This is a genomic window from Starkeya nomas, from assembly GCF_902703545.1.
GTDB classification, from domain to species: domain Bacteria; phylum Pseudomonadota; class Alphaproteobacteria; order Rhizobiales; family Xanthobacteraceae; genus Ancylobacter; species Ancylobacter moscoviensis.
In genome coordinates this window covers 2,293,336-2,312,917 of the sequence record NZ_CACSAS010000001.1, presented here as the reverse complement: position 1 = coordinate 2,312,917, position 19,582 = coordinate 2,293,336, and the positions used below count along the sequence as shown (strand labels likewise).

Sequence of the window (19,582 nt, the reverse complement as noted above, 5' to 3'; positions counted from 1 at the left end):
GAAGAACGGCCTGTATCGAGCGAAGGCATTATGCATTCGATTCCCGAGCCGCCCCCCTCCATCCCGATGCGCCCCTCGCGCTGGTTCCTGCGCGGCATGGCGGGCGCCGCCGCCGTGCCGGGCTTCGTGCTGATGGTGACGTTCGTCGGCTTCGGCGGCTTGCTGCACGATCTGGCCTTCCCGATCGGCGCCGGGCTTCTGTCGACGCTGCTGGTCTGGGCGCTGCCGGCGCAGGTGATCCTGGTGGGCGGGCTGGCGGCCGGCACCTCGCTGCCGGCGCTCGCGCTCGCCGTCTGCCTCTCCGGCGTGCGGCTGCTGCCCATGGTGGTGTCGGTGATGCCCTTGATGCGCGGGCCGCGCCCACGCCTGTGGAGCGAGCTGCTCTGCGCCCATTTCGTCGCCGTGACCATGTGGGTGGAGGGCTTTCGCCTGCTGCCGAAGGTTCCGGCCGAGGGGCGCCCGGCCTATGCGTGCGGCCTCGGCATGGGGCTGGTGGGGATGAGCATGGCCGGCACGGCCTTCGGCTTCTACCTGACCAACGCGCTGCCCGGGCCGCTCGCCGTCGCCCTGCTGCTGCTGACGCCGATCTCCTTCACCATCCTGCTGGTGCGCAACGCGAAGCAGGTGGTCGACTGGCTGGCGATCGGGCTCGGCACGGCGATCATGCCGCTGGCGGCGGACGCGCCCGGTGGGCTCGACCTGTTCTGGGCGGGTGTCGGCGGGGGCACGTTGGCCTTCCTCATCGACCGCTACCGGCCGAGGGCGGCGGCATGAGCGCCCCGCTGAGCGAATTCGGCGCCATGCTGATCGTGATCTTCATCGGCTTCCTGCCGAACGAGGTCTGGCGCGTGCTGGGCGTGCTGTTCGGCCGGCGGATCGACGAGGACAGCGCGTGGATGCGCTGGGTGAAGGCGGTCGCCACCGCGCTGCTGGCCGCCGTCGTCGCGCGGCTGGTGCTGGTGCCGAGCGGCGCGCTGGTGGCGCTGCCGCTCTGGCTGCGGGTGGGGGCGGTGGCCGGCGGGATCGCCGGCTTCCTCGCCATCCGCCGCTCGGTGCTGGCGGGCGTGCTCGCGGCCGAGACGATACTGGTGCTCGGCGCGTGGTGGCTCGGGATCGGCTAGATCATTTCTTGGAGCCAGCGCATCTTCTTCACGCGAACCGGTGCCCACTTCGCTCGAAAATACGCTCGCCCGTCAGCCTTCCAGCACGGATGAGAGCCGCGCGGCCTGCTCGGCGAGGACCTCCGGCGTCTCCTTGTAGGACAGCGGCGGCTTCAGTTCGATGCCGGTGTGGCGGGGGATGACGTGGACGTGGAGGTGGAACACCTCCTGCCCGCCGGCATGCTCGTTATGCTGGGTGACGGTGATGCCCTCGGCGCCGAAGGCGCTCATCTGGGCGCGGGCGATCTTCTGGGCGACGGCGGCGACGGCCGCCAGATCGTCCGGCGCGACGTCCAGCAGGTTGCGGGACGGCGCCTTCGGGATGACCAGCGTGTGGCCCGGCGCGCGCGGCATGATGTCGAGGAAGGCGAGCACGCGCTCGTCCTCATAGACGCGATAGGCGGGCAGTTCGCCGCGCAGGATCTTCGCGAAGATGTTGCCGGGATCGTAGGTCATCGAAATCCTCCCCTGTCGGCTCGACCTGTCGCAAGCCGCGGGCGGGCGGTCAAGGCTCGTCAGCCGCCTCCGCGCGGAGCGTATGGCGGAAGGGGCCGAGCTCGCTCAGTTCCTCGCCCGCCTCGGCGACGTAGCGGCGCTCGCGTTCGAGATAATTCGCGACCGCGGCGCGGAACTGCGGATCGGCGATGTAGTGGGCGGAGCGGGTGGTGACCGGCATGTAGCCGCGCGCCAGCTTGTGCTCGCCCTGCGCGCCGGCTTCGACGGTGGCGAGGCCGCGGGCGATCGCGAAGTCGATGGCCTGATGGTAGCAGACCTCGAAATGCAGGAAGGGGTGATGCTCGACGGCGCCCCAGTGACGGCCATAGAGCGTGTCGGAGCCGATGAAGTTGATCGCCCCGGCGATCCAGCGGCCGGCGCGCTTCGCCATCACCAGCAGCACGCGATCCGCCATGCGCTCGCCGATCAGCGAGTAGAACTGGCGGTTGAGGTACGGGCGGCCCCATTTGCGCGAGCCGGTCTCCATGTAGAAATCGAAGAAGGCGTCCCAGGCCTCCTCGGTGATGTCGGCGCCGGTGAGCGGGTGGATGGTGATGCCGTTCTCGACCGCCTCGCGCCGCTCGCGCCGGATCTGCTTGCGCTTGCGGGAGGCGAGATCGCCGAGGAATTCCTCGAAGTCGCCGTAGCCGCGATTGTGCCAGTGGAACTGCTGGTCGGTGCGCGGGAGGAAGCCTTCGTCCGCGAGGGCCTGCGCGTCGGGCTCGGTGAGAAAGGTGGCGTGGACCGAGGAAACCTTGCGCATGCGCGCAAGCGTCACCAGCCCGCCGGCAAGCGCGGCACGCACCGTCTCCTCATCGGCGCCGGGCGCCACCAGCAGGCGGGGGCCGGTGGCCGGGGTGAAGGGGACGCTGACCTGTAGCTTTGGATAGTAGCGCCCGCCAGCCCGCTCGAAGGCCTCCGCCCAGCCATGATCGAAGACGTACTCGCCCTGCGAATGGGATTTCAGATAGGCGGGGCAGACGCCGATGACGGCGCCGCTGGGGTCTTCCAGCACGAGATGCTGCGGCAGCCAGCCGGTGGACGCGGACGCGGAGCCGGACTCCTCCAGCGCCGAAAGAAAGGCGTGGCTCACGAAGGGGTTGAAGGGGCGAGATTCAGGTTGAACGGAATCATCCTCAGATACCACCTGAACATCATCAAGCGTTTCATCAACGCGGTATTTCAAAGCGTTAGATGTGGATTCTAATCTGATTGTGGAAGTTGAGGGCGCGGCACAGGCGTCCCAGGCGGCGGCCGGAAGCGCGGTGATGTCGCTTTCGACGCGGAGGCTGAACGTATCGTCGGACATGCGGGATCAGGCTCGGCGGGCAAAGGAGGATGCCCGAATGTGCGCCCCTCGCGCCGCGAGCGAAAGAGCGTTCACGAGATCGGGAAAGTCGATGTGGGGCGGCCATCGCGGCGAAGGGTGGGAGCGCGCGACGGAGAAGCCGGAAGGATGGGGCCGGCGCGAGGCGCCGGTCCCGCGCCGGTCAGGGCAGGAAGCCCTCGAAGATCATCTGGTCGGCGTGGCGGGCCGCCACGGCACGGTCTTCCGGGGTGCGCACGGTCCAGGTCAGCACCGGCAGGCCGGTGGCGCGGCGGGCCAGCGAGACGGCGGTCGCCGGCAGTTCCTTCACGTAATGGGCGATGAAGTCCGGCCGCGTGCGGGGAAAATGCAAGAGGTTGCCCCAGGCGAACTTGGTCGCGGGGCTCAGCATGTCCCATTCCGGGTCGTCGTAGCGGTGTTCCATGGTGATGCCGCGCGGGATGTGCGGGGCGAGCCGGCGCACGGCGGCCACGAGATCGGGATCGAAGGACATCAGGGCCGCCGGGCCGTCATAGGAGGCGAGCACCTCGACGGCGCGGGCGGCGACCGCCGTGTCGCCGTCGAAGAGGCTCTTCAGCTCGATGACCAGCGGCACGCGGCCGCCGACGCGCGCCAGCAGCTCGGCCAGCGTCATCATGCGGTCGGCGGTGCCGCGCAGCGGGGTGGCCTTGAGCTGCGCGGCGGTGAGCGCGCCGGCGGGGCCGGAAGCGGTCGTCAGCCGCTCCAGCGTTTCGTCGTGGAAGACGAGCGCCTCGCCATCGGCCGAGAGCTGGATGTCCACCTCGATGGCGTAGCCGCGCGCCAGCGCCGCATCGACGGCGGAGGGCGTGTTCTCGATCACGCCGCGCGCCGCATCGTGCAGCGCGCGGTGCGCGACCGGGCGCGCCGTCAGCCAGGTCGGGGCGGCAGACGAGGGGGACATCATGGACCTCAGGCGAACTCGATGACGGCGTCGATCTCGACGCTGACATTGAAGGGCAGGGCCGAGACGCCGACGGCCGAGCGGGCATGGCGGCCGGCATCGCCGAACGCTTCGGCGAAGAGATCGGAGGCGCCGTTGATGACCTTCGGCTGATCGATGAAATCCGGCGCCGAATTGACGAAGCCGACGAGCTTCACGATCCGCTTCACGCGGTCGAGATCGCCGAGCGCCGCCTTGATCTGGGCGATCAGGTTGATGGCGCTCTGGCGCGCCGCCGCGCGGCCGGCCTCGATGTCGGCCTCGGTCTGGAGCTTGCCGGCGAGGAACTTGCCGTCGGCGGCGGAGATCTGCCCGGAAATCCACAGCTGGTTGCCGCTGACGACGTAGGGCACGTAATTCGCCACCGGCGCCGCCGCGGCGGGGATGGTGATGCCGAGGGCCGCGAGCTTGGCCTCAACCGTTCCGGACATGGATATCTCCTGCTATCGTGCTGAGCATGCATATTTGGCGTGCGTCGGCGGGGAGCCGACCCGCAATTGCCATTTTCGATGGGTGATGTTTGGCGGATCGGTCCGCCGTTCGCAAGCCGCGTGTGGAGCCTTCGAGGAGCCGTCTGCCTATGCCTTTCGCTCGTTCCGTTCTCGCCGCCGCCACGATCGCGCTTGTCGGCGGCACCGCCCTGCCGGCCGCGGCCATCCAGCTCACGCCGCACCGCGCCACCTATGCGATCTCGCTCGACGGTTCGAAACCGGCGAACCGCGTGAACGGCGCGGACGGGCAGATCGTCTACGAGCTGCGCGGCAATCCGTGCGCCGGCTATTCCGTGCAGCTGCGCCAGAGCACCGATCTCGCCACCGAGGGTGGGCAGGTGAACAGCGCCGTCTCGACCGCGACATGGGAGGACGGCGACGGCAACTCCTACCGCTTCCGCGTCACCAACACGCTGAACGGCGAGACGCCGGAGGAAGCGGACGGCGTGGCCGAGCGGAAGGACGGCAGGCTGGTGGTGAAGGCCACCAAGCCGGAGGCGGACACGATCCAGCTCGGCAAGAACGTCATGCTGCCGACCCAGCACGTGCTGCGCCTGATCAACAGCGCGGAGCAGGGCGAGCCGATCCTCGAGGCATCGGTGTTCGACGGCTCGCCGGACGCGAAGAAGGTCTACGACACGCTGTCCGTCATCGGGCGCGGCATGAGCGACCCCAAGGGGCTGGAGAACGCGGCCACCAGCGGCGACCTCGCCGGGCGCACGCGCTATCCGGTGACGGTGAGCTATTACGAGCGCGGGGCCGCCAAGGAAACGCCGGACTACATCATCAGCTTCGACATCTTCGACAACGGCGTCAGCCGGAACCTGAAGCTGGACTATGGCGAGTTCGCGCTGCGCGGCACGCTCATTTCCTATGAGGCGCTGCCGAAGGAAGAGTGCGCGAAGTAGGCGTACTCGAAGTAGGCGCATTCCCCGGCGCCTCGGGCGCGGGCGGCTCGTCCGGCCGGTTGCGATGGGGCTGGTCCGCTCCCCGGCGGCGCGGCGCGTCGAGGGCGATGCCGCGCTCGATGATCTCCTTGCCGAAGCGGGCGCGCAGCGTGTCGGTGGCCAGCTCGGCGAGGCCGCGCTTGGTGCCCTGCGTGTCGACGAGGTCGGCGGGATCGGCGAGGGCGGGATCGGCGAGCTCCGACACGCCGACGCCGATGAGCCGGAAGCGGCGGCCGTCCGTCTCCCGCGCCAGCAATTCGCGGGCGTGATCGAAGATGCGATGGGCGAGGCGGGTCGGATCCTCCAGCGAGCGGGCGCGCGTGATCAGGCGGAAATCCGCCGTCTTCAGCTTCAGCGTCACCGTGCGGCCGGCGAGGTCGGCGGCCTTCAGCCGGTCGGAGAGCTTGCGGGTCAGCCGGTAAAGCTCCTGCTCCAGCGCGCGGAAATCGCTGATGTCGGTGTCGAAGGTGGTCTCGGTCGAGACGCTCTTGGTCTCGCGCTCGGGATTGACGGGGCGGTCGTCGATGCCGCGCGCGAGGCGCGCGAGGCGCAGGCCCTCATTGCCGAAGCGGCGGGCGAGATCGGTTTCGTCCGCAGCCTGCAGGTCGGCGATCAGGCGGAAGCCCTCGCGGGCCAGCCGCTCCTGCGTCGCCGCGCCGACGCCCCAGATGGTGCCGACGCCGCGCGGGGCGAGGAAATCCCTCGCTTCCGCCCGGCCGATGACGGCGAAGCCGCGGGGCTTGTCGAGATCGGAGGCGATCTTGGCGAGGAACTTGTTGGGTGCCAGCCCGACGGAGATGGTGACGCCGATCTCGGCCTCGATGCTGCGGGCCAGCCGGGCCAGTGCCCGCGCCGGGCTCGCGCCGTGCAGCCGCTCGGTGCCGGCGAGGTCGAGGAAGGCCTCGTCGATGGAGAGCGGCTCGACCAGTGGCGTCAGCTCCAGCATCCGCTCGCGGATCTGCCGGCCGACCGTGACGTATTTCGCCATGTTCGGCTTCACCACCACCGCCTCGGGGCAGAGGGCGAGCGCCTTGAACATCGGCATGGCCGAGCGCACGCCCTTGATGCGGGCGAGGTAGCAGGCGGTCGACACCACGCCGCGCTTGCCGCCGCCAATGATCACCGGCACGTCGCGCAGCGCGGGATCGTCGCGCTTCTCGACGGCGGCGTAGAAGGCGTCGCAGTCGATATGGGCGATGTGGAGCGTGTCGAGCTCGGGATGGCGGACGACGCGCGGGCTGCCGCAATGGCGGCAGCGCGGGGCGCCGCTCGCGTCGCTCAGGCAGTCGCGGCAGAAGGCCGGTATCGGTGCCATCCCCGGCGCCATGGCGCGTTCCCCGTCGTTTTCCGCTCAGTCCTCGCCCATATCCGCGTGGAACAGGATTTCCCGCGCCGCCACGACATGGCCGGGGTCGATGCCGGCTTCCCCGGCATAGGCGATCAGCAGGTCCTGACGGTTGATCAGATAGTCCAGCAACGCCACATGAAAGGCGGTCGAGCCGGCGACGCCGCGCAGGTCGGCGGGCGAGAGTCCGCTTTCCGCGAGGAAGGGGCCGATCCGTTCGGGATCGCCGGCGAGGTAGCCCAGTGCGCCGAGGCTGACCTCGCGGGCGGCCTGCTGCTGGGAAAGGGGGCGGGAAGGACGGCTTTTCATTTCCGGTTCCGTAAGGAATGCATGTTTAAAGCTAACCGATTGGCAGGCGATGCGTGAGCGAATCCAGCCCACGGTTCCCACCGCCGACGATCGAGGATCCATCGAGCGATGCCCAAGACCGTTCTGATCGTTGAGGACAACGAGCTCAACATGAAGCTCTTCAACGATCTGCTCGAAGCCCATGGCTATAGCACGGTCGGCACCCGCAGCGGTGTCGAGGCGATGGAACTCGCGCGCCGCCACAGGCCGGACCTGATCCTGATGGACATCCAGCTGCCGGAGGTCTCCGGTCTCGATGTGACGCGTGCGCTGAAGGCGGATCCGGAGCTCAAGTCGATCCCGGTCATCGCCGTCACCGCCTTCGCCATGAAGGGCGACGAGGAGCGCATTCGCGAGGGGGGCTGCGAGGCCTATCTCTCCAAGCCGATCTCGGTCGGCAAGTTCCTCGAAACCGTGCGCCAGTTCGTTCCCGTCGGCTGACGAGCGGGCGCGGCAGGAAGGCAACGCCTTCGCCGATTCGCTGTGCGCGAGCGCATAAACCCGTTGCGTTCCCCAAGGGCTGGAATAGCTTGGTGCCATCCGCTTTCCCTGCGGAGTGCTCGGGTCCGCCGCATCTCCTGGGTCCGTAGGGTCTGGTCGGCGGGCGCTGGGTGTGGATGGCCTCTCCGCTCATCGCCCGCCGATTCCCGTCCGCGGGGCCGCTGCCCGCCCGGCCCGGCCGACCGCCTTTTCCCGATTTCACCGCACCAAATGAAAAAGGCGCCTCGCGGCGCCTTTCGCATCTCGGCATCCGTTCCGGGCCTCGGCCCGGGTCGGGCTCAGATCACTTGATCTTGCCTTCGCGGAACTCGACGTGCTTCTTCGCGACCGGGTCGTACTTCTTGACGACCAGCTTGTCGGTCATGGTGCGCGAGTTCTTCTTGGTCACATAGTAGAAGCCGGTGTCGGCGCTCGACACGAGCTTGATCTTGATGGTCGTTGCCTTGGCCATGACCGGAGTCTCCTGGAGCGTGGCATTCGAACGTGGTGGCGCCACGCCGAAGAAATCATGTTCGCGCAGCATCGCTGCCGCTCGTTGCGCGTCCGTATCCGTGATCGGCGCGCGAATGTCAAGGAAAGCCGTTCAGCGATCACGCCATATCTGACCCGCGACCACCAGCACATACAGCACCAGGAAGGCGCCGATGGTCCAGGCGAAGCCGTGCGGGTCGAAAACCTGCATGCCGCTGCCCACCGCCGTCGGGCCGATGATGAGGCCGACGGAGTAGAGCATGACGAAGGCGGCGTTGGCGGTCGCCAGAGCGGCGCCGTCGAATCGTGCCCCCAGCAGGGCGAGGCCGACCGTATAGAGGCCGGCGACGATGCCGGTGGTGACGAAGGCGACCACCCACATCGACCAGCCGTCGATCGGCAGATAGGGAATCAGGAAGGCGCCGACGACGCCAACCGTGCCGCAGGCGAGCAGCAGCCGGCGGCGGTCGACGCGATCGCTGAGCAGTCCGATGGGAAGCTGCAGGGCGACGTTGCCAAGCTCGGCGACGGTCAGCAGCAGCGCCGCCTGGCCGTCGTCGAGGCCCCGGCGAAGGCCATAGAGCGGCAGGAAGCCGATGAGCCCGGTCTCCACGGCGCCGAAGATGAAGGCGGCCATGGTGGCGGCGGGCGCGATGCGCATCAGGCTGAAGACGCCGCGCGAGCTTTCCTTCTCGATGGCCGGGGCACCCGACGCGCCGATCATCACGGGGATCGACGCCAGAACGAAGAAGACGGCGCCGATCAGATAGGGCGCCCAGCCTTGCGTACCGACGAGGCTGAGGATCGCCGGGCCGCCGGCAAAGCCCATTGACAGCACCGTGCCGTAAATGCCGATGACGAGGCCGCGCCGGTGGTTCGGGGCGGCGGCGTTGATCCAGAATTCGCTGACGACGAACAGCACGCAGAGCGACGCGCCGAAGATGAAGCGCAGCGGAAACCACAGCAGGAAGGACGGCGTGACCTTGAAGGCGAGCAGGCTCAGCGCGGCGCTGGCGATGGCGGCCAGAAGCAGCGGCGCGGCGCCGACGCGGCGCACGAGGTCCGGCAGGAAGGGCGCGAGCGCGATGGTCGCGACGCCGCCTACCGCCGTGTTGATGCCGATCCAGGTCGAGGAGATGCCGCGCGCGTCCATCTCGAAGGCGAGCAGCGGGATCGACAGGTTGAGGCCGAGCCCGACGACGGAGATCGCGGCGATAGCGGCGGCGATGGAGGCGATGTTCACGCCGCGATGAGGGGCGGGGGCATGCATGGCAGACACCGGAAGCACTGCGGGGCCGACGGCCCCGGGTCCCTGGCTCTAGACCATGGATGGCGAAAGTCGAATGACTTTTGGAAATGCCGGCATGCCGGGGATTTGTGGATCCCCGTCCGCGCCTTTCAGCTCAAGGCTTCGCGATAGACCCGTCCGCGCCGGGTGAAATAGAACGGCACCGGCTGCCAGGGCCGGTTTCCGCCCTTCAGCCGGGCTTCGACCTCGTCGACGATGGCGAGGGTGATTTCCGGCAGCTCGGCCTTGCGCGCCTCGGCAATGGTGAGCCAGGCGGTCTCCACGATCTCCGCCTCCGGTCCGACCACGCCCTCGATGCGATGGGCGACGTCGCCGGCATCGGCCATGAAGAAGCGGGTGTCGAAGCGGCGGGCGAGGCGCGGCGGGGTGATGGCGCGGGCGACGAAGGTGAGGGCTTCGAGGTTCGGGAACACGCCGGCGTCGACGAAGCCGTCCCATCCGGCGGGCAGGCGTTCCGGCGCTCCGGCCTCGCGCGTGCCGATGATGAGGCCGGCTTCCTCGAAGGTCTCGCGGATGGCGGCGAGTGCCAGCGCCCGTGCGCGGGCGGCGCTCGGGCGGGACACGCGGGCGGACAGGCGCCGCTCGCTCTCCGCGTCCAGCATGCCGTAGACCGGCACGTGGCGGTCGCCCGCGTCGACGCGCCCGCCGGGGAAGACGAACTTGCCGGGCATGAAGCGCAGCGAGGGGTTGCGTCGGCCGAACAGCAGGCGCGGCGCGCGAGTCGAACGGTCGACGAGGATCAGCGACGCGGCGTCCACGGGACGGATGAGCGGATGGGCCGTGTCGTGCCCCTGGAGCGCGAAGCGGCCGGAAACGTCGGCGGTGTCCATCAGGTCAGCCATGCAGATCAGCCATGCGGGTCAGGCCATCAGCCCACGGGACGGCCGACCGGCGCCGGCTCCTCGCGCCGGCTCGGGGGCAGGGGATCGCGTTCCGGGTCGGTCGGGTCGAAGCCGTGCATCCGCATGGCCCATTGGAAGCCGATGAGCGCGCCCTTCACCGGCGGCAGCAGGACGATGGAGAGGATGAGCGTCAGCGGCAGCCAGATGGACAGGTGGATCCACAGCGCCGGATGCATCGCCATCTCCACCGTGAGCAGCAGCGGCACGACGATATGGCCGACGATGGTGATGACCATGTAGGGCGGGGCGTCGTCGGCACGGTGATGCCAGAGCTCCTCGCCGCAGGAGGGGCAGTGCTCGTTCACCTTGAGATAGGAGGAGAACAGCGCGCCCTTGCCGCAGGCGGGGCAGCGCATGCGGAAGCCGTTGCTGATGGCCGGGCCGATCGGCCGCGCGGGCTGGGTTTCCATCGGATAGCGCCTCCTGACGCCCGTGGCGCCTTCTCGACGTTTGCGGCCTAGCGGCGCTTGCCGCGCGGGCCGGGACGCGGCCGCTCGTCGGGCCGCCGGTAGCGGCCGCGACTCCCGCCGCGGAAGCGACGCTTGTCGCCCGCCACATACTGCCCTTCAGATATAAGCTCGAATCGCAGCGCGCCAGCCACCGGAGCGGCTTCCACGAGCTTCACTTCGACGCGGTCGCCGAGCCGGTGCATCTCGCCGGTCTGGTCGCCGATCAGCGCGTGGCGGGCCTCGTCGTAGCGATAATAGTCCATGCCGAGGGTGACGGCGGGGATGAAGCCATCCGCGCCGGTGTCGTCGAGGGCGACGAACAGCCCGGCCTTGGTGACGCCGGAGATGCGGGCCTTGAAGGTGGCGCCGATCTGCTCGGCCATGTGGTGGGCGATCAGCCGGTCGATGGTCTCGCGCTCCGCCGCCATGGCGCGGCGCTCGCTGGCCGAGATGCGGGCGGCGATCTCCGAGAGCTGCTCGGGCGTCACGTTCTCGGGCAGGCCGTCGCGGCCGAAATCGAGCGCCCGGATGAGCCCGCGATGCACGATGAGGTCGGCGTAGCGGCGGATCGGCGAGGTGAAATGGGCGTAGCGGCGCAGGTGCAGGCCGAAATGGCCGTAATTCTCCTGCGCGTACTCGGCCTGCGCCTGGCTGCGCAGGATCACCTGATTGACCAGCGGCGCCAGCTCGGAACCGTCGACGCGGGCGAGGATGTCGTTGAACTGCGCCGGACGCACCGTCTCGGTCTTCGGCAGCTTGATGTCGAGCGTTTGCAGGAATTCGCGCAGGCCCGACATCTTCTCCAGCGAGGGCTGGTCGTGCACGCGGTAGACCAGCGGCACGCGCTTCTCCTCCAGAGTCTCGGCCGCCGCGACATTGGCGAGGATCATGAACTCCTCGATCAATTTGTGCGCGTCGAGCCGCTCGGGGACGATCACCTTGTCGACCGTGCCGTCGGGCTTCAGCAGGATCTTGCGCTCGGGCAGGTCGAGTTCGAGCGGGGCGCGGGCGTCGCGCGCCTTCTTCACCGCGCCATAGGCGGCCCAGAGCGGGCGCAGCACGCCCTCCAGCAGCGGGTCGGTCGTCCCGTCCGCCCGCCCGTCGATGGCGGCCTGCGCCTGCGCATAGGCGAGCTTCGCCGCCGAGCGCATCATGATGCGGTGGAAGCTGTGGCGCTTCTTGCGGCCGTTGGCGCCGACCACCATGCGCACCGCCAGCGCCGGGCGGTCCTCCAGCGGGCGCAGCGAGCACAGGTCGTTGGAGATGCGCTCGGGCAGCATCGGCACCACGCGGTCGGGGAAATAGACCGAGTTGCCGCGCGCCAGCGCCTCGCGGTCGAGCCCGCTGCCCGGCCGGACATAGGCCGCGACATCGGCGATGGCGACGGTGAGGATGAAGCCGCCCTCATTGTCCGGGTCGAGGTCCGGCGTCGCGTGCACCGCGTCGTCATGGTCCTTGGCGTCGGGCGGGTCGATGGTGACGAGCGGCAGGTCGCGCCAATCCTCGCGGCCGGCGAGGGTGGCGGCCTTCGCCTCCTCGGCCTCGGCCAGTGCCTCGCGGCGGAAGACGCTGGGGATGCCGTGGGCGTGGATGGCGATGAGGCTGATCGCCTTCTCGGTCGAGATCGAGCCGAGTCGCTCCTTCACCTTGGCGGTGGGCAGGCCATAGGCGTGGTGGCGGACGATCTCCACCGAGACCAGATCGCCCTCCTGCGCCTCCCCGGCGAAGTCCGGCGGGATGGCGAATTCGCGGCCCATATTGCGCTTGTCGATGGGCACCAGCCGCCCGCCGCCCTGCGCATCGCGGCGGAAGATGCCGAGCGTGAGGGCGCGGGCCTTCTCGATCAGCTTCAGCACGCGGCCATTGTGGCGGACGTGGCCGTCGGCCTCCGGTATCTCCTCGGTCTTCAGCAGCACGCGGTCGCCGATGGTCGGAGCCGGGCCGGCGACACGGCCCCGGCGGGCGAGGCGCACCAGGATGCGCGGGGCCGCGCCATGCTCCTCCTCGTCCCAGTCGATGGGCGTGGCGATCAACTCGCCGTCCTCGTCGCGCTCGGTCACCTCGGCCATGACGACGGCGGGCAGGGCGCCGGGGACGTGCAGCTTCCTGCGCTTGCTGCCGATGAGTCCCTCGTCGGTCAGCTCGCGCAGCATGGATTTCAGCGCGATGCGGTCGCTGCCGTCGAGCCCGAAGGCGCGCGAAATCTCCCGCTTGCCCACATCGCCGCCATGCGAGGCGATGAACGCCATCAATTCATCGCGAGTGGGCAGGCCCTTCGGCAACGCGGGACGGACGGGCCGCCGGGACTTCGGTTTTGTTGGTTTGCGCACGATTCACCGTTTCTGGGATGGCCGCACCGACGCTACCGGGATCGGGGCGCGGCGTCGACCGGACAGGCAACATGACCATGCGTGAGGCGGCGCCCGTCGCTTGCAATTCACAGCGGATGCGCCGAATTTGCCGGCCTTCCGGCGGGTCACAACGCCGATGATGGAAACTGCCCTATGGATGCCCGTTCGCCGGAGGCGGCTCACGCCCCGCTTGCCCATGCCGAGATTCGCGTCATCGTCACCGGCGTCATGGTCGCGATGTTCCTCAGCGCGCTGGACCAGACGATCATCGCCACCGCGCTCCCGACCATCGGCGCGCAGTTCGGCGACCTCGAGGGCCTGTCCTGGGTGGTGACGGCGTATCTGCTCACCGGCACGGCGGTGACGCCGCTGGTCGGCAAGCTGGCGGATATTCACGGGCCGCGGCCGGTGCTGATGGGCGCCATCGCTCTGTTTCTCGTCGGCTCGGTGCTCTGCGCGCTGGCGCCGGGCATGAATTGGCTGATCATCGGGCGGGCGGTGCAGGGGGTGGGCGGCGGCGGGCTGATCGCGCTGGCGCAGACCATCATCGGCCTGCTGATCGCGCCGCGCGAGCGCGGGCGCTACCAGGGCTATTTCGCCATCGTGTTCATCACGTCGAGCATCGCCGGGCCGATCCTCGGCGGCTTTTTCGCCGAGCATCTGCACTGGTCGCTGATCTTCTGGATCAACGTGCCGCTTGGCCTCGTCGCGGCGGCGATGAGCTACCGGGCGCTGCGCCGCCTGCCGGCGCATCATCATCCGCACCGGCTGGACATTCTCGGTGCGGCTCTGATGTGCGCAGCCACCGTCGCGTTGCTGCTGGCGCTGAGCTGGGGCGGCACGCATTTCCGCTGGCTGTCGCTGCCCATTCTCGGCCTGCTGACGCTCTCCGTCCTGCTGTGGGTCGGCTTCGGGCTCAGGGTTGCGACGGCGAGCGAGCCGCTCATGCCGGTCTCGATCCTGGCGAACCAGGTGGTGCGCACCGGCGTGCCGGCGGCGGCCTTCGCCATGGGAACGCTGGTCGGCCTGTCGATCCAGATGCCGCTTTATCTCGAAGGGGTGATGGGGCTGACCGCCTCCGAATCCGGCGTGGCGCTCATTCCCCTGATGGCCGGCGTGGTGGTGGGTGCGACGGGCGCGGGCAAGGTGATGGGCAGCGTGACGCACTACAAGCGGCTGCCGCTTGTCGGCCTCGTCGCCAGCATGGCGGCGCTCGGCGTGCTGGCCTTCTGGCCGCTGGGCCTGCCGGTACTCGTCGTCGGCCTCGCGATGGGCGTGACGGGGATCGGGCTCGGCACCGTGCTGCCGGTTTCCACCGTGGCGATCCAGAACGCCGTGCCGCTGCCGCAGATGGGCACGGCGACCGGCGTGGTGAACCTGTTCCGCTCGCTCGGCGGCGCGGTGCTCACCGCCGGCTTCGGCGCCATCGTCATCGGCATGTCCGGCATCGAGGCCAGCGCGCTGCTCGAACGGCTGCTGGAAGGACGCGCGCAGGTGGCGCCGCTGGCGGACGCCTTCCGCTGGGTGTTCGTCGCGGCGGCGGCGTCGCTGGCGGTGTCGCTGGTCGCGATGATCGCGATGGAGGAGCGCCCGCTGCGCTCCGGCCACGCGCCGGCGCCCCTGCCGGAATAGGGGCGACGGCGGAAAGCCGGGACGACGAGGGCCGGTTTGTGCCGGCTCAGCCGCTCTTCTTTGCCGCAGCCTTCTTCGGCGCCGCCTTGGTCGTCTTCTTGGCGGCGGGCTTGTCCGCAGACTTGGATGTTGTCTTGGACGCGGCACGGCGCGCCGGCTTGGCGGGAGCCGAGCCGGCCTTGGCGGTGATCAACTCGACCGCCTGCTCCAGCGTCACCGTTTCCGGCGCCACCGATTTCGGCAGCGTGGCGTTGACCTTGCCGTGGTTCACATAGGCGCCGAAGCGGCCCGGACGCACGGTCACCTGCCCGCCGAGGGTCGGGTGCTCGCCGAGCTCGCGCCCGCCGACGGCGCCGCGGCCCCGGCCGGGGCCCTTGTTCTGCTTGTCGGCGATCAGTGCCACAGCCCGGTTGATGCCGATGGAGAGCACGTCGTCGCCAGGCTCCAGATTGGCGTAGGTCTTGCCGAGCTGGACATAGGGGCCGAAGCGGCCGATGCCGGCGAGGATCGGCTCCCCGGAATCCGGGTGCCGGCCGATCTCGCGCGGCAGGGACAGCAGGGCGAGCGCCGTCTCCAGGTCCACATCCGCCGGCGCGAGGCCCTTGGGTAGGCTGGAGCGCTTCGGCTTCTCGCCATCCTTCGCCTCGCCAAGCTGCAGATAGGCGCCGAAGCGCCCGTCACGCACGGTGACCTCGAGCCCGGTTGCCGGGTCGGTGCCGAGCACGCGGGTACCGTTCGCCTCCGCCGGGTTGTCGGAATCGCCGTTCTGCGCCGCCAGCGGGCGGGTGTACTTGCACTCGGGATAGTTCGAGCAGCCGATGAAGGCGCCGAACTTGCCGACCTTGAGCGACAGCCGGCCGGTGCCGCAGTTCGGGCAGAGGCGCGGATCGCTGCCGTCTTCCTTGGGCGGGAAGATGTGCGCCGTCAGCATCCCGTCGAGCGCGGCGATGACGTCGGAGACGCGCAGTTCCTTGGTTTCGCCCACGGCGGCGGTGAAGTCGCGCCAGAAGTCGCGCAGCACGTCCTTCCACTGCAACTCGCCGTTGGAGATGAGGTCCAGCTTCTCCTCGAGATCGGCCGTGAAGTCGTATTCGACATAGCGGTCGAAGAAGCTCTCGAGGAAGGCGGTGACGAGGCGGCCCTTGTCCTCGGGAACGAGGCGGCGCTTGTCGAGCTTCACATATTCGCGGTCGCGCAGCACCGCCAGCACGGAGGCGTAGGTCGAGGGCCGGCCGATGCCGAGCTCTTCCATGCGCTTGACGAGCGAGGCTTCCGAATAGCGGGGCGGCGGCTCGGTGAAGTGCTGGTCGGCCTTGATGCCCTTGCTGGCGAGGCTTTCGCCGGAGGACATGGACGGCAGGCGGCGGTTCTCCTCGTCTTCCTCCTCGTCGTCGCGGCCTTCGCGATAGAGGGTGAGGAAGCCGTCGAACTTCACCACGGTGCCGGTGGCGCGCAGTTCCAGCGCGCGGGCGCCGGCCGACGTGCCGCCAACCTGCGCGTCGATGTCGACGGTGGTGCGTTCCAGCTCGGCCGATTCCATCTGGCTGGCGACGGTGCGCAGCCAGATCAGCTCGTAGAGCTTCGCCTGCTCGGGTTCGAGATGCCGGGCGACGTCCTTCGGCCGGCGCGAGAGGTCGGTCGGGCGGATCGCCTCATGCGCCTCCTGCGCGTTCTTCGCCTTGGCGGTGTACTTGCGCGGGGCCGACGGAACGTAGCGGTCGCCATAGTCGCGGCCGATGACGGAACGCGCCTGGGCCACCGCCTCCGGCGCCATGTCAACGCCGTCGGTACGCATATAGGTGATGAGGCCGGCCGTCTCGCCGCCGACGTCGACGCCCTCATAGAGGCGCTGGGCGATGCGCATGGTCACGGCCGGCGCGAGGCCGAGCTTGCGGCTGGCTTCCTGCTGCAGCGTCGAGGTGGTGAAGGGCGGGTAGGGGTGGCGCCTGGCGGGCTTGGCCTCGACCGAGCGAACCTTGAAATCGGCCGCTTCCAGCGCCTTGCGGAAATCCGTCGCCTCGGCCTCGCTGCCGACGTCGAGGCGGGTGATCTTCTTGCCGTCGGCGCCGACGAGGCGGGCCTCGAAGGTCTCCTGACGCGGCGTCGCCAGCGTGGCGGCGATCGACCAGTACTCGCGCTTGACGAAGGTTTCGATCTCGCGCTCGCGGTCGCAGACGAGGCGCAGCGCCACGGACTGCACGCGGCCGGCCGAGCGGGCGCCCGGCAGCTTGCGCCACAGCACCGGCGACAGGGTGAAGCCGACGAGATAGTCGAGCGCGCGGCGGGCCAGATAGGCGTCGACCAGCGCCGCGTCGATGGTGCGCGGATGCTTCATCGCATCCAGCACCGCCTGCTTGGTGATGGCGTTGAACACCACGCGGGAGATCGGCTGGTCCTTGAGTGCGCGCTTTTCCTTCAGGATCTCCAGCACGTGCCAGGAGATCGCCTCGCCTTCGCGATCCGGGTCGGTGGCGAGGATGAGGCCGTCCGCCTCCTTCACCGCGCGGGCGATGTCGGACAGGCGCTTCTGCGCCTTGGGATCGACATCCCACAGCATGCGGAAGTCGTGCTCGGGATCGACAGAGCCGTCCTTGGCAGGAAGATCGCGCACGTGACCGTACGAGGCGATGACCTCGTAGCCCGGCCCGAGATATTTGTTGATCGTCTTCGCCTTGGCAGGCGATTCGACGATGACGACCTGCATGCCCGCCTTGTCCGTTGATTGGTATAGCCCCAGGAGGCCGGGAAAATGGGGTAGCCGCCCCGGCCTGTCAAATGGCAACGGGAGGTAGGGGGCTGCGTGAGGGAGGTTGCGTGGCTTTTTGGCTGACCAGGGGCGGCATCAGTTCCTGTTTGCTCGTTTTGCGAGTATATATCCAGTTGATGCACGCGATGGTAGTTTTCCGTCGACTTCCCCTCATATCCCGGTGACGCTTTCCGCGATGAACAGGTCTTCCGCAACCGACAGGAATCGCGATCCGATCAACGAGCGCGATGCCGCCGCCTATATCGCCACGATCACCCGTGAGCTGGCGGCTCTGGCGGAAGGCGCCGGCATGGAGGTCCTGAAGTATCTTCTGGAAATGGCGCGCGACGAGGCCCAGGCGATCGCGCTCGAAGAGAAGAAGCGGCGCCCGTCCTAGGGCCGTCCCGGGACTAGAAGCCCAGCGAGACCGTGCCGTTGACGTGCCGCTCCAGCCGTCCGGCCAGTTCCAGTTCCAGCAGCAGCACCTGCACCTCGGCGACGCCGGCGCCCGAGAGCACGACGATGTCGTCGACGGGCATCGGCACCGGGCCGAGCAGCCCCAGCACCCGCCCGCGCGCATCCTCGCTCGGCTCCGGGGCGTCCATCCCCTCGTCGGCGGCTTCCTCCATGTCGAGGCGCGACGGCCGGTCCCGCAGCGATGCCAGGACCTCCAGCACGTCCTCCGTGCCGGTGACGAGCGCGGCACCCTGCTTGATCAGCGCGTTGGTGCCGCCCGCCCGCGGGTCGAGCGGCGAGCCGGGCACGGCGAAGACCTCGCGTCCCTGCTCAGCGGCGAGGCGGGCGGTGATCAGCGAACCGGAGCGCTCCGCCGCCTCGACCACCACCACGCCGAGCGACAGGCCGGACACGATGCGGTTTCGGCGGGGAAAGTCGCGGGCGCGGGGCTCCCAGCCCATCGGCATCTCCGAGAGGACGGCGCCCTCGGAGGCGATGCGTTCCAGCAGCGGCTCGTTCTCGCGCGGATAGGGCCGGTCGTGGCCGCCGGCGATCACCGCGATCGTGCCGGTGGAAAGGCTCGCCTCATGGGCGGCGGCGTCGATCCCGCGGGCAAGGCCGGAGGCGACGACCCATCCCGCTGCGCCCAGGCCCCGGGCGAGGCGCAGGGTCATGGTCCGGCCGGCGCCGGAGGCATTCCGCGAGCCGACGATGGCGACGGTGGGCTGCAGAAGGACGTCGCTGCGTCCCCGCACCGCCAGCAGCGGCGGCGGGTCGTCGATCTCGCGCAGCAGCGCGGGATATTCCGGCTCGCCCAGGGCGACGAAGCGCCCGCCGAGCCGTGCCAGCGCCTCCATCTCCGCTTCCGCCTCGGCGATGGAGGGAATGTGCGGGGGAATGAGCCGCCCGCCACGACGGGCGAGGGCGGGCAGGGCTTCCAGCGCCGCGCGCGCGCCGCCGAAACGGTTGATCAGGCTGCGGAAGGCGCGGGGGCCGACATTCTCCGAGCGGATCAGGCGGAGCCAGTCGCGACGTTGTCCCGGATCGAGGTGAACGCCGCGCCCGCTCAAGGCCTATCCCTTCTTGCCGATCCGGCCTTCCGTCCCGTCGACGAGACGGCGGATGTTGGCGCGGTGCATGACCCAGAGCAGCGCGGTGAGGATCGTCAGCAGCAGGCAGGTCTGCGGGGAGGCGAGCACGAAGGCGGCGAGCACGGTGAGCACGCTCGCCACCAGCGCCGCGAGCGAGGAATAGCGGGTGACGAAGGCGACGGTGAGCCACGCCGCCGCGAACACCAGCGCCGCCTGCCAGACGAGGGCGAGCGTCACGCCGAGGAAGGTCGCGACGCCCTTGCCGCCCTTGAAGCCCAGCCAGACCGGGAAGAGATGGCCGAGGAAGGCGCCGAGGGCGGCCGGCAGAGGGCCGTTCTCGCCGATCAGCCAGCCGGCCAGCAGCACGGCCACGGTGCCCTTGAGCGCATCGCCGAGCAGCGTCGCGGCGGCGAGGCCCTTGCGGCCGGTGCGCAGGACGTTGGTGGCGCCGATATTGCCAGAGCCGATGCTGCGGAGGTCCTGGGTGCCGGCCCAGCGCGTGAGCAGAAGGCCGAACGGAATCGAGCCGAGCGCGTAGCCGAGCAGCAGCGCCACATAGCTCGACAGCGGGGGCAGGGTCAGGCTCATGCGGACGACCTT

Annotated in this window: 20 protein-coding genes; 6 read left to right on the top strand and 14 right to left on the bottom strand. The window is 69.4% G+C overall.

Going from position 1 to position 19,582, the window contains the following annotated elements:
* Positions 1–30 precede the first annotated feature (30 nt).
* Positions 31–774, top strand: coding sequence for an AzlC family ABC transporter permease (locus STARVERO_RS11285; RefSeq protein WP_244616739.1), 744 nt, complete (start codon positions 31–33; stop codon positions 772–774).
* Positions 771–1,121 (top strand): AzlD domain-containing protein, encoded by a 351-nt coding sequence (locus STARVERO_RS11280; RefSeq protein ID WP_159598910.1) that lies wholly within the window; start codon positions 771–773, stop codon positions 1,119–1,121. Before STARVERO_RS11285 ends, STARVERO_RS11280 begins: the two co-directional genes overlap by 4 nt.
* A 72-nt stretch (positions 1,122–1,193) precedes the next feature.
* Here the strand turns inward: STARVERO_RS11280 and STARVERO_RS11275 are convergent, their stop codons facing one another.
* From STARVERO_RS11275 to STARVERO_RS11260, 4 genes are all read right to left on the bottom strand, one after another.
* Positions 1,194–1,616: an HIT family protein gene (locus tag STARVERO_RS11275; RefSeq protein WP_159598909.1), complete on the bottom strand. Its 423-nt coding sequence runs from the start codon at positions 1,614–1,616 to the stop codon at positions 1,194–1,196.
* A gap of 49 nt (positions 1,617–1,665) precedes the next feature.
* Positions 1,666–2,964, bottom strand: a complete 1,299-nt coding sequence (locus tag STARVERO_RS11270) for a GNAT family N-acetyltransferase (RefSeq protein ID WP_159598908.1) — start codon at positions 2,962–2,964, stop codon at positions 1,666–1,668.
* A gap of 181 nt (positions 2,965–3,145) precedes the next feature.
* Entirely contained in the window at positions 3,146–3,904 is a 759-nt protein-coding gene (locus STARVERO_RS11265) for a glycerophosphodiester phosphodiesterase family protein (RefSeq protein ID WP_200837779.1), read from the bottom strand.
* An 8-nt stretch (positions 3,905–3,912) separates the two neighbouring features.
* Positions 3,913–4,374: a RidA family protein gene (locus STARVERO_RS11260; RefSeq protein ID WP_144343693.1), complete on the bottom strand. Its 462-nt coding sequence runs from the start codon at positions 4,372–4,374 to the stop codon at positions 3,913–3,915.
* Positions 4,375–4,523: 149 nt separating this feature from the next.
* Here STARVERO_RS11260 and STARVERO_RS11255 point away from each other — a divergent pair, with 149 nt between their 5' ends.
* Entirely contained in the window at positions 4,524–5,342 is an 819-nt protein-coding gene (locus STARVERO_RS11255; protein WP_159598906.1) for a cell envelope integrity EipB family protein, read from the top strand.
* On the opposite strand, the gene STARVERO_RS11250 is transcribed toward STARVERO_RS11255, so the two are convergent.
* Positions 5,299–6,696 (bottom strand): DNA polymerase IV, encoded by a 1,398-nt coding sequence (locus tag STARVERO_RS11250; protein ID WP_159598905.1) that lies wholly within the window; start codon positions 6,694–6,696, stop codon positions 5,299–5,301. The genes STARVERO_RS11255 and STARVERO_RS11250 overlap by 44 nt on opposite strands.
* Before the next feature lie 36 nt (positions 6,697–6,732).
* Complete coding sequence (locus STARVERO_RS11245; RefSeq protein ID WP_144343691.1) at positions 6,733–7,035, bottom strand: DUF3572 domain-containing protein; 303 nt, start codon at positions 7,033–7,035, stop codon at positions 6,733–6,735.
* A 108-nt stretch (positions 7,036–7,143) separates the two neighbouring features.
* Here STARVERO_RS11245 and STARVERO_RS11240 point away from each other — a divergent pair, with 108 nt between their 5' ends.
* The gene (locus STARVERO_RS11240) at positions 7,144–7,515 is read left to right on the top strand and encodes a response regulator (RefSeq protein WP_144343690.1); all 372 of its coding nucleotides are present in this window, start codon (positions 7,144–7,146) and stop codon (positions 7,513–7,515) included.
* Between the two features lie 343 nt (positions 7,516–7,858).
* On the opposite strand, the gene rpmG is transcribed toward STARVERO_RS11240, so the two are convergent.
* The 5 genes from rpmG to rnr all read right to left on the bottom strand — a co-directional run bounded on the left by rpmG (position 7,859) and on the right by rnr (position 12,955).
* Positions 7,859–8,026, bottom strand: coding sequence for a 50S ribosomal protein L33 (rpmG, locus tag STARVERO_RS11235; RefSeq protein WP_144343689.1), 168 nt, complete (start codon positions 8,024–8,026; stop codon positions 7,859–7,861).
* 132 nt (positions 8,027–8,158) lie between these two features.
* Positions 8,159–9,316: an MFS transporter gene (locus STARVERO_RS11230; protein WP_159598904.1), complete on the bottom strand. Its 1,158-nt coding sequence runs from the start codon at positions 9,314–9,316 to the stop codon at positions 8,159–8,161.
* Between the two features lie 128 nt (positions 9,317–9,444).
* The gene (locus STARVERO_RS11225) at positions 9,445–10,197 is read right to left on the bottom strand and encodes an NUDIX hydrolase (RefSeq protein WP_244616738.1); all 753 of its coding nucleotides are present in this window, start codon (positions 10,195–10,197) and stop codon (positions 9,445–9,447) included.
* Positions 10,198–10,223: 26 nt separating this feature from the next.
* Complete coding sequence (locus tag STARVERO_RS11220) at positions 10,224–10,667, bottom strand: DUF983 domain-containing protein (RefSeq protein ID WP_159598903.1); 444 nt, start codon at positions 10,665–10,667, stop codon at positions 10,224–10,226.
* A 47-nt stretch (positions 10,668–10,714) separates the two neighbouring features.
* Entirely contained in the window at positions 10,715–12,955 is a 2,241-nt protein-coding gene (gene rnr, locus STARVERO_RS11215) for a ribonuclease R (RefSeq protein ID WP_244616737.1), read from the bottom strand.
* Between the two features lie 255 nt (positions 12,956–13,210).
* Here rnr and STARVERO_RS11210 point away from each other — a divergent pair, with 255 nt between their 5' ends.
* A complete protein-coding gene (locus STARVERO_RS11210) occupies positions 13,211–14,689 on the top strand; it encodes an MDR family MFS transporter (protein ID WP_159598901.1) in 1,479 nt (492 codons plus the stop codon).
* A gap of 46 nt (positions 14,690–14,735) precedes the next feature.
* Here STARVERO_RS11210 and topA read toward each other — a convergent pair whose 3' ends face one another.
* Entirely contained in the window at positions 14,736–17,393 is a 2,658-nt protein-coding gene (gene topA, locus STARVERO_RS11205; RefSeq protein ID WP_159598900.1) for a type I DNA topoisomerase, read from the bottom strand.
* Positions 17,394–17,511: 118 nt separating this feature from the next.
* Here topA and STARVERO_RS11200 point away from each other — a divergent pair, with 118 nt between their 5' ends.
* Complete coding sequence (locus STARVERO_RS11200) at positions 17,512–17,832, top strand: hypothetical protein (protein WP_159598899.1); 321 nt, start codon at positions 17,512–17,514, stop codon at positions 17,830–17,832.
* Between the two features lie 13 nt (positions 17,833–17,845).
* On the opposite strand, the gene dprA is transcribed toward STARVERO_RS11200, so the two are convergent.
* Both dprA and plsY read right to left on the bottom strand, forming a co-directional pair.
* Positions 17,846–18,961, bottom strand: a complete 1,116-nt coding sequence (gene dprA / locus STARVERO_RS11195; RefSeq protein WP_159598898.1) for a DNA-processing protein DprA — start codon at positions 18,959–18,961, stop codon at positions 17,846–17,848.
* Between the two features lie 3 nt (positions 18,962–18,964).
* The gene (gene plsY, locus STARVERO_RS11190; RefSeq protein ID WP_144343681.1) at positions 18,965–19,570 is read right to left on the bottom strand and encodes a glycerol-3-phosphate 1-O-acyltransferase PlsY; all 606 of its coding nucleotides are present in this window, start codon (positions 19,568–19,570) and stop codon (positions 18,965–18,967) included.
* Positions 19,571–19,582: the final 12 nt, after the last annotated feature.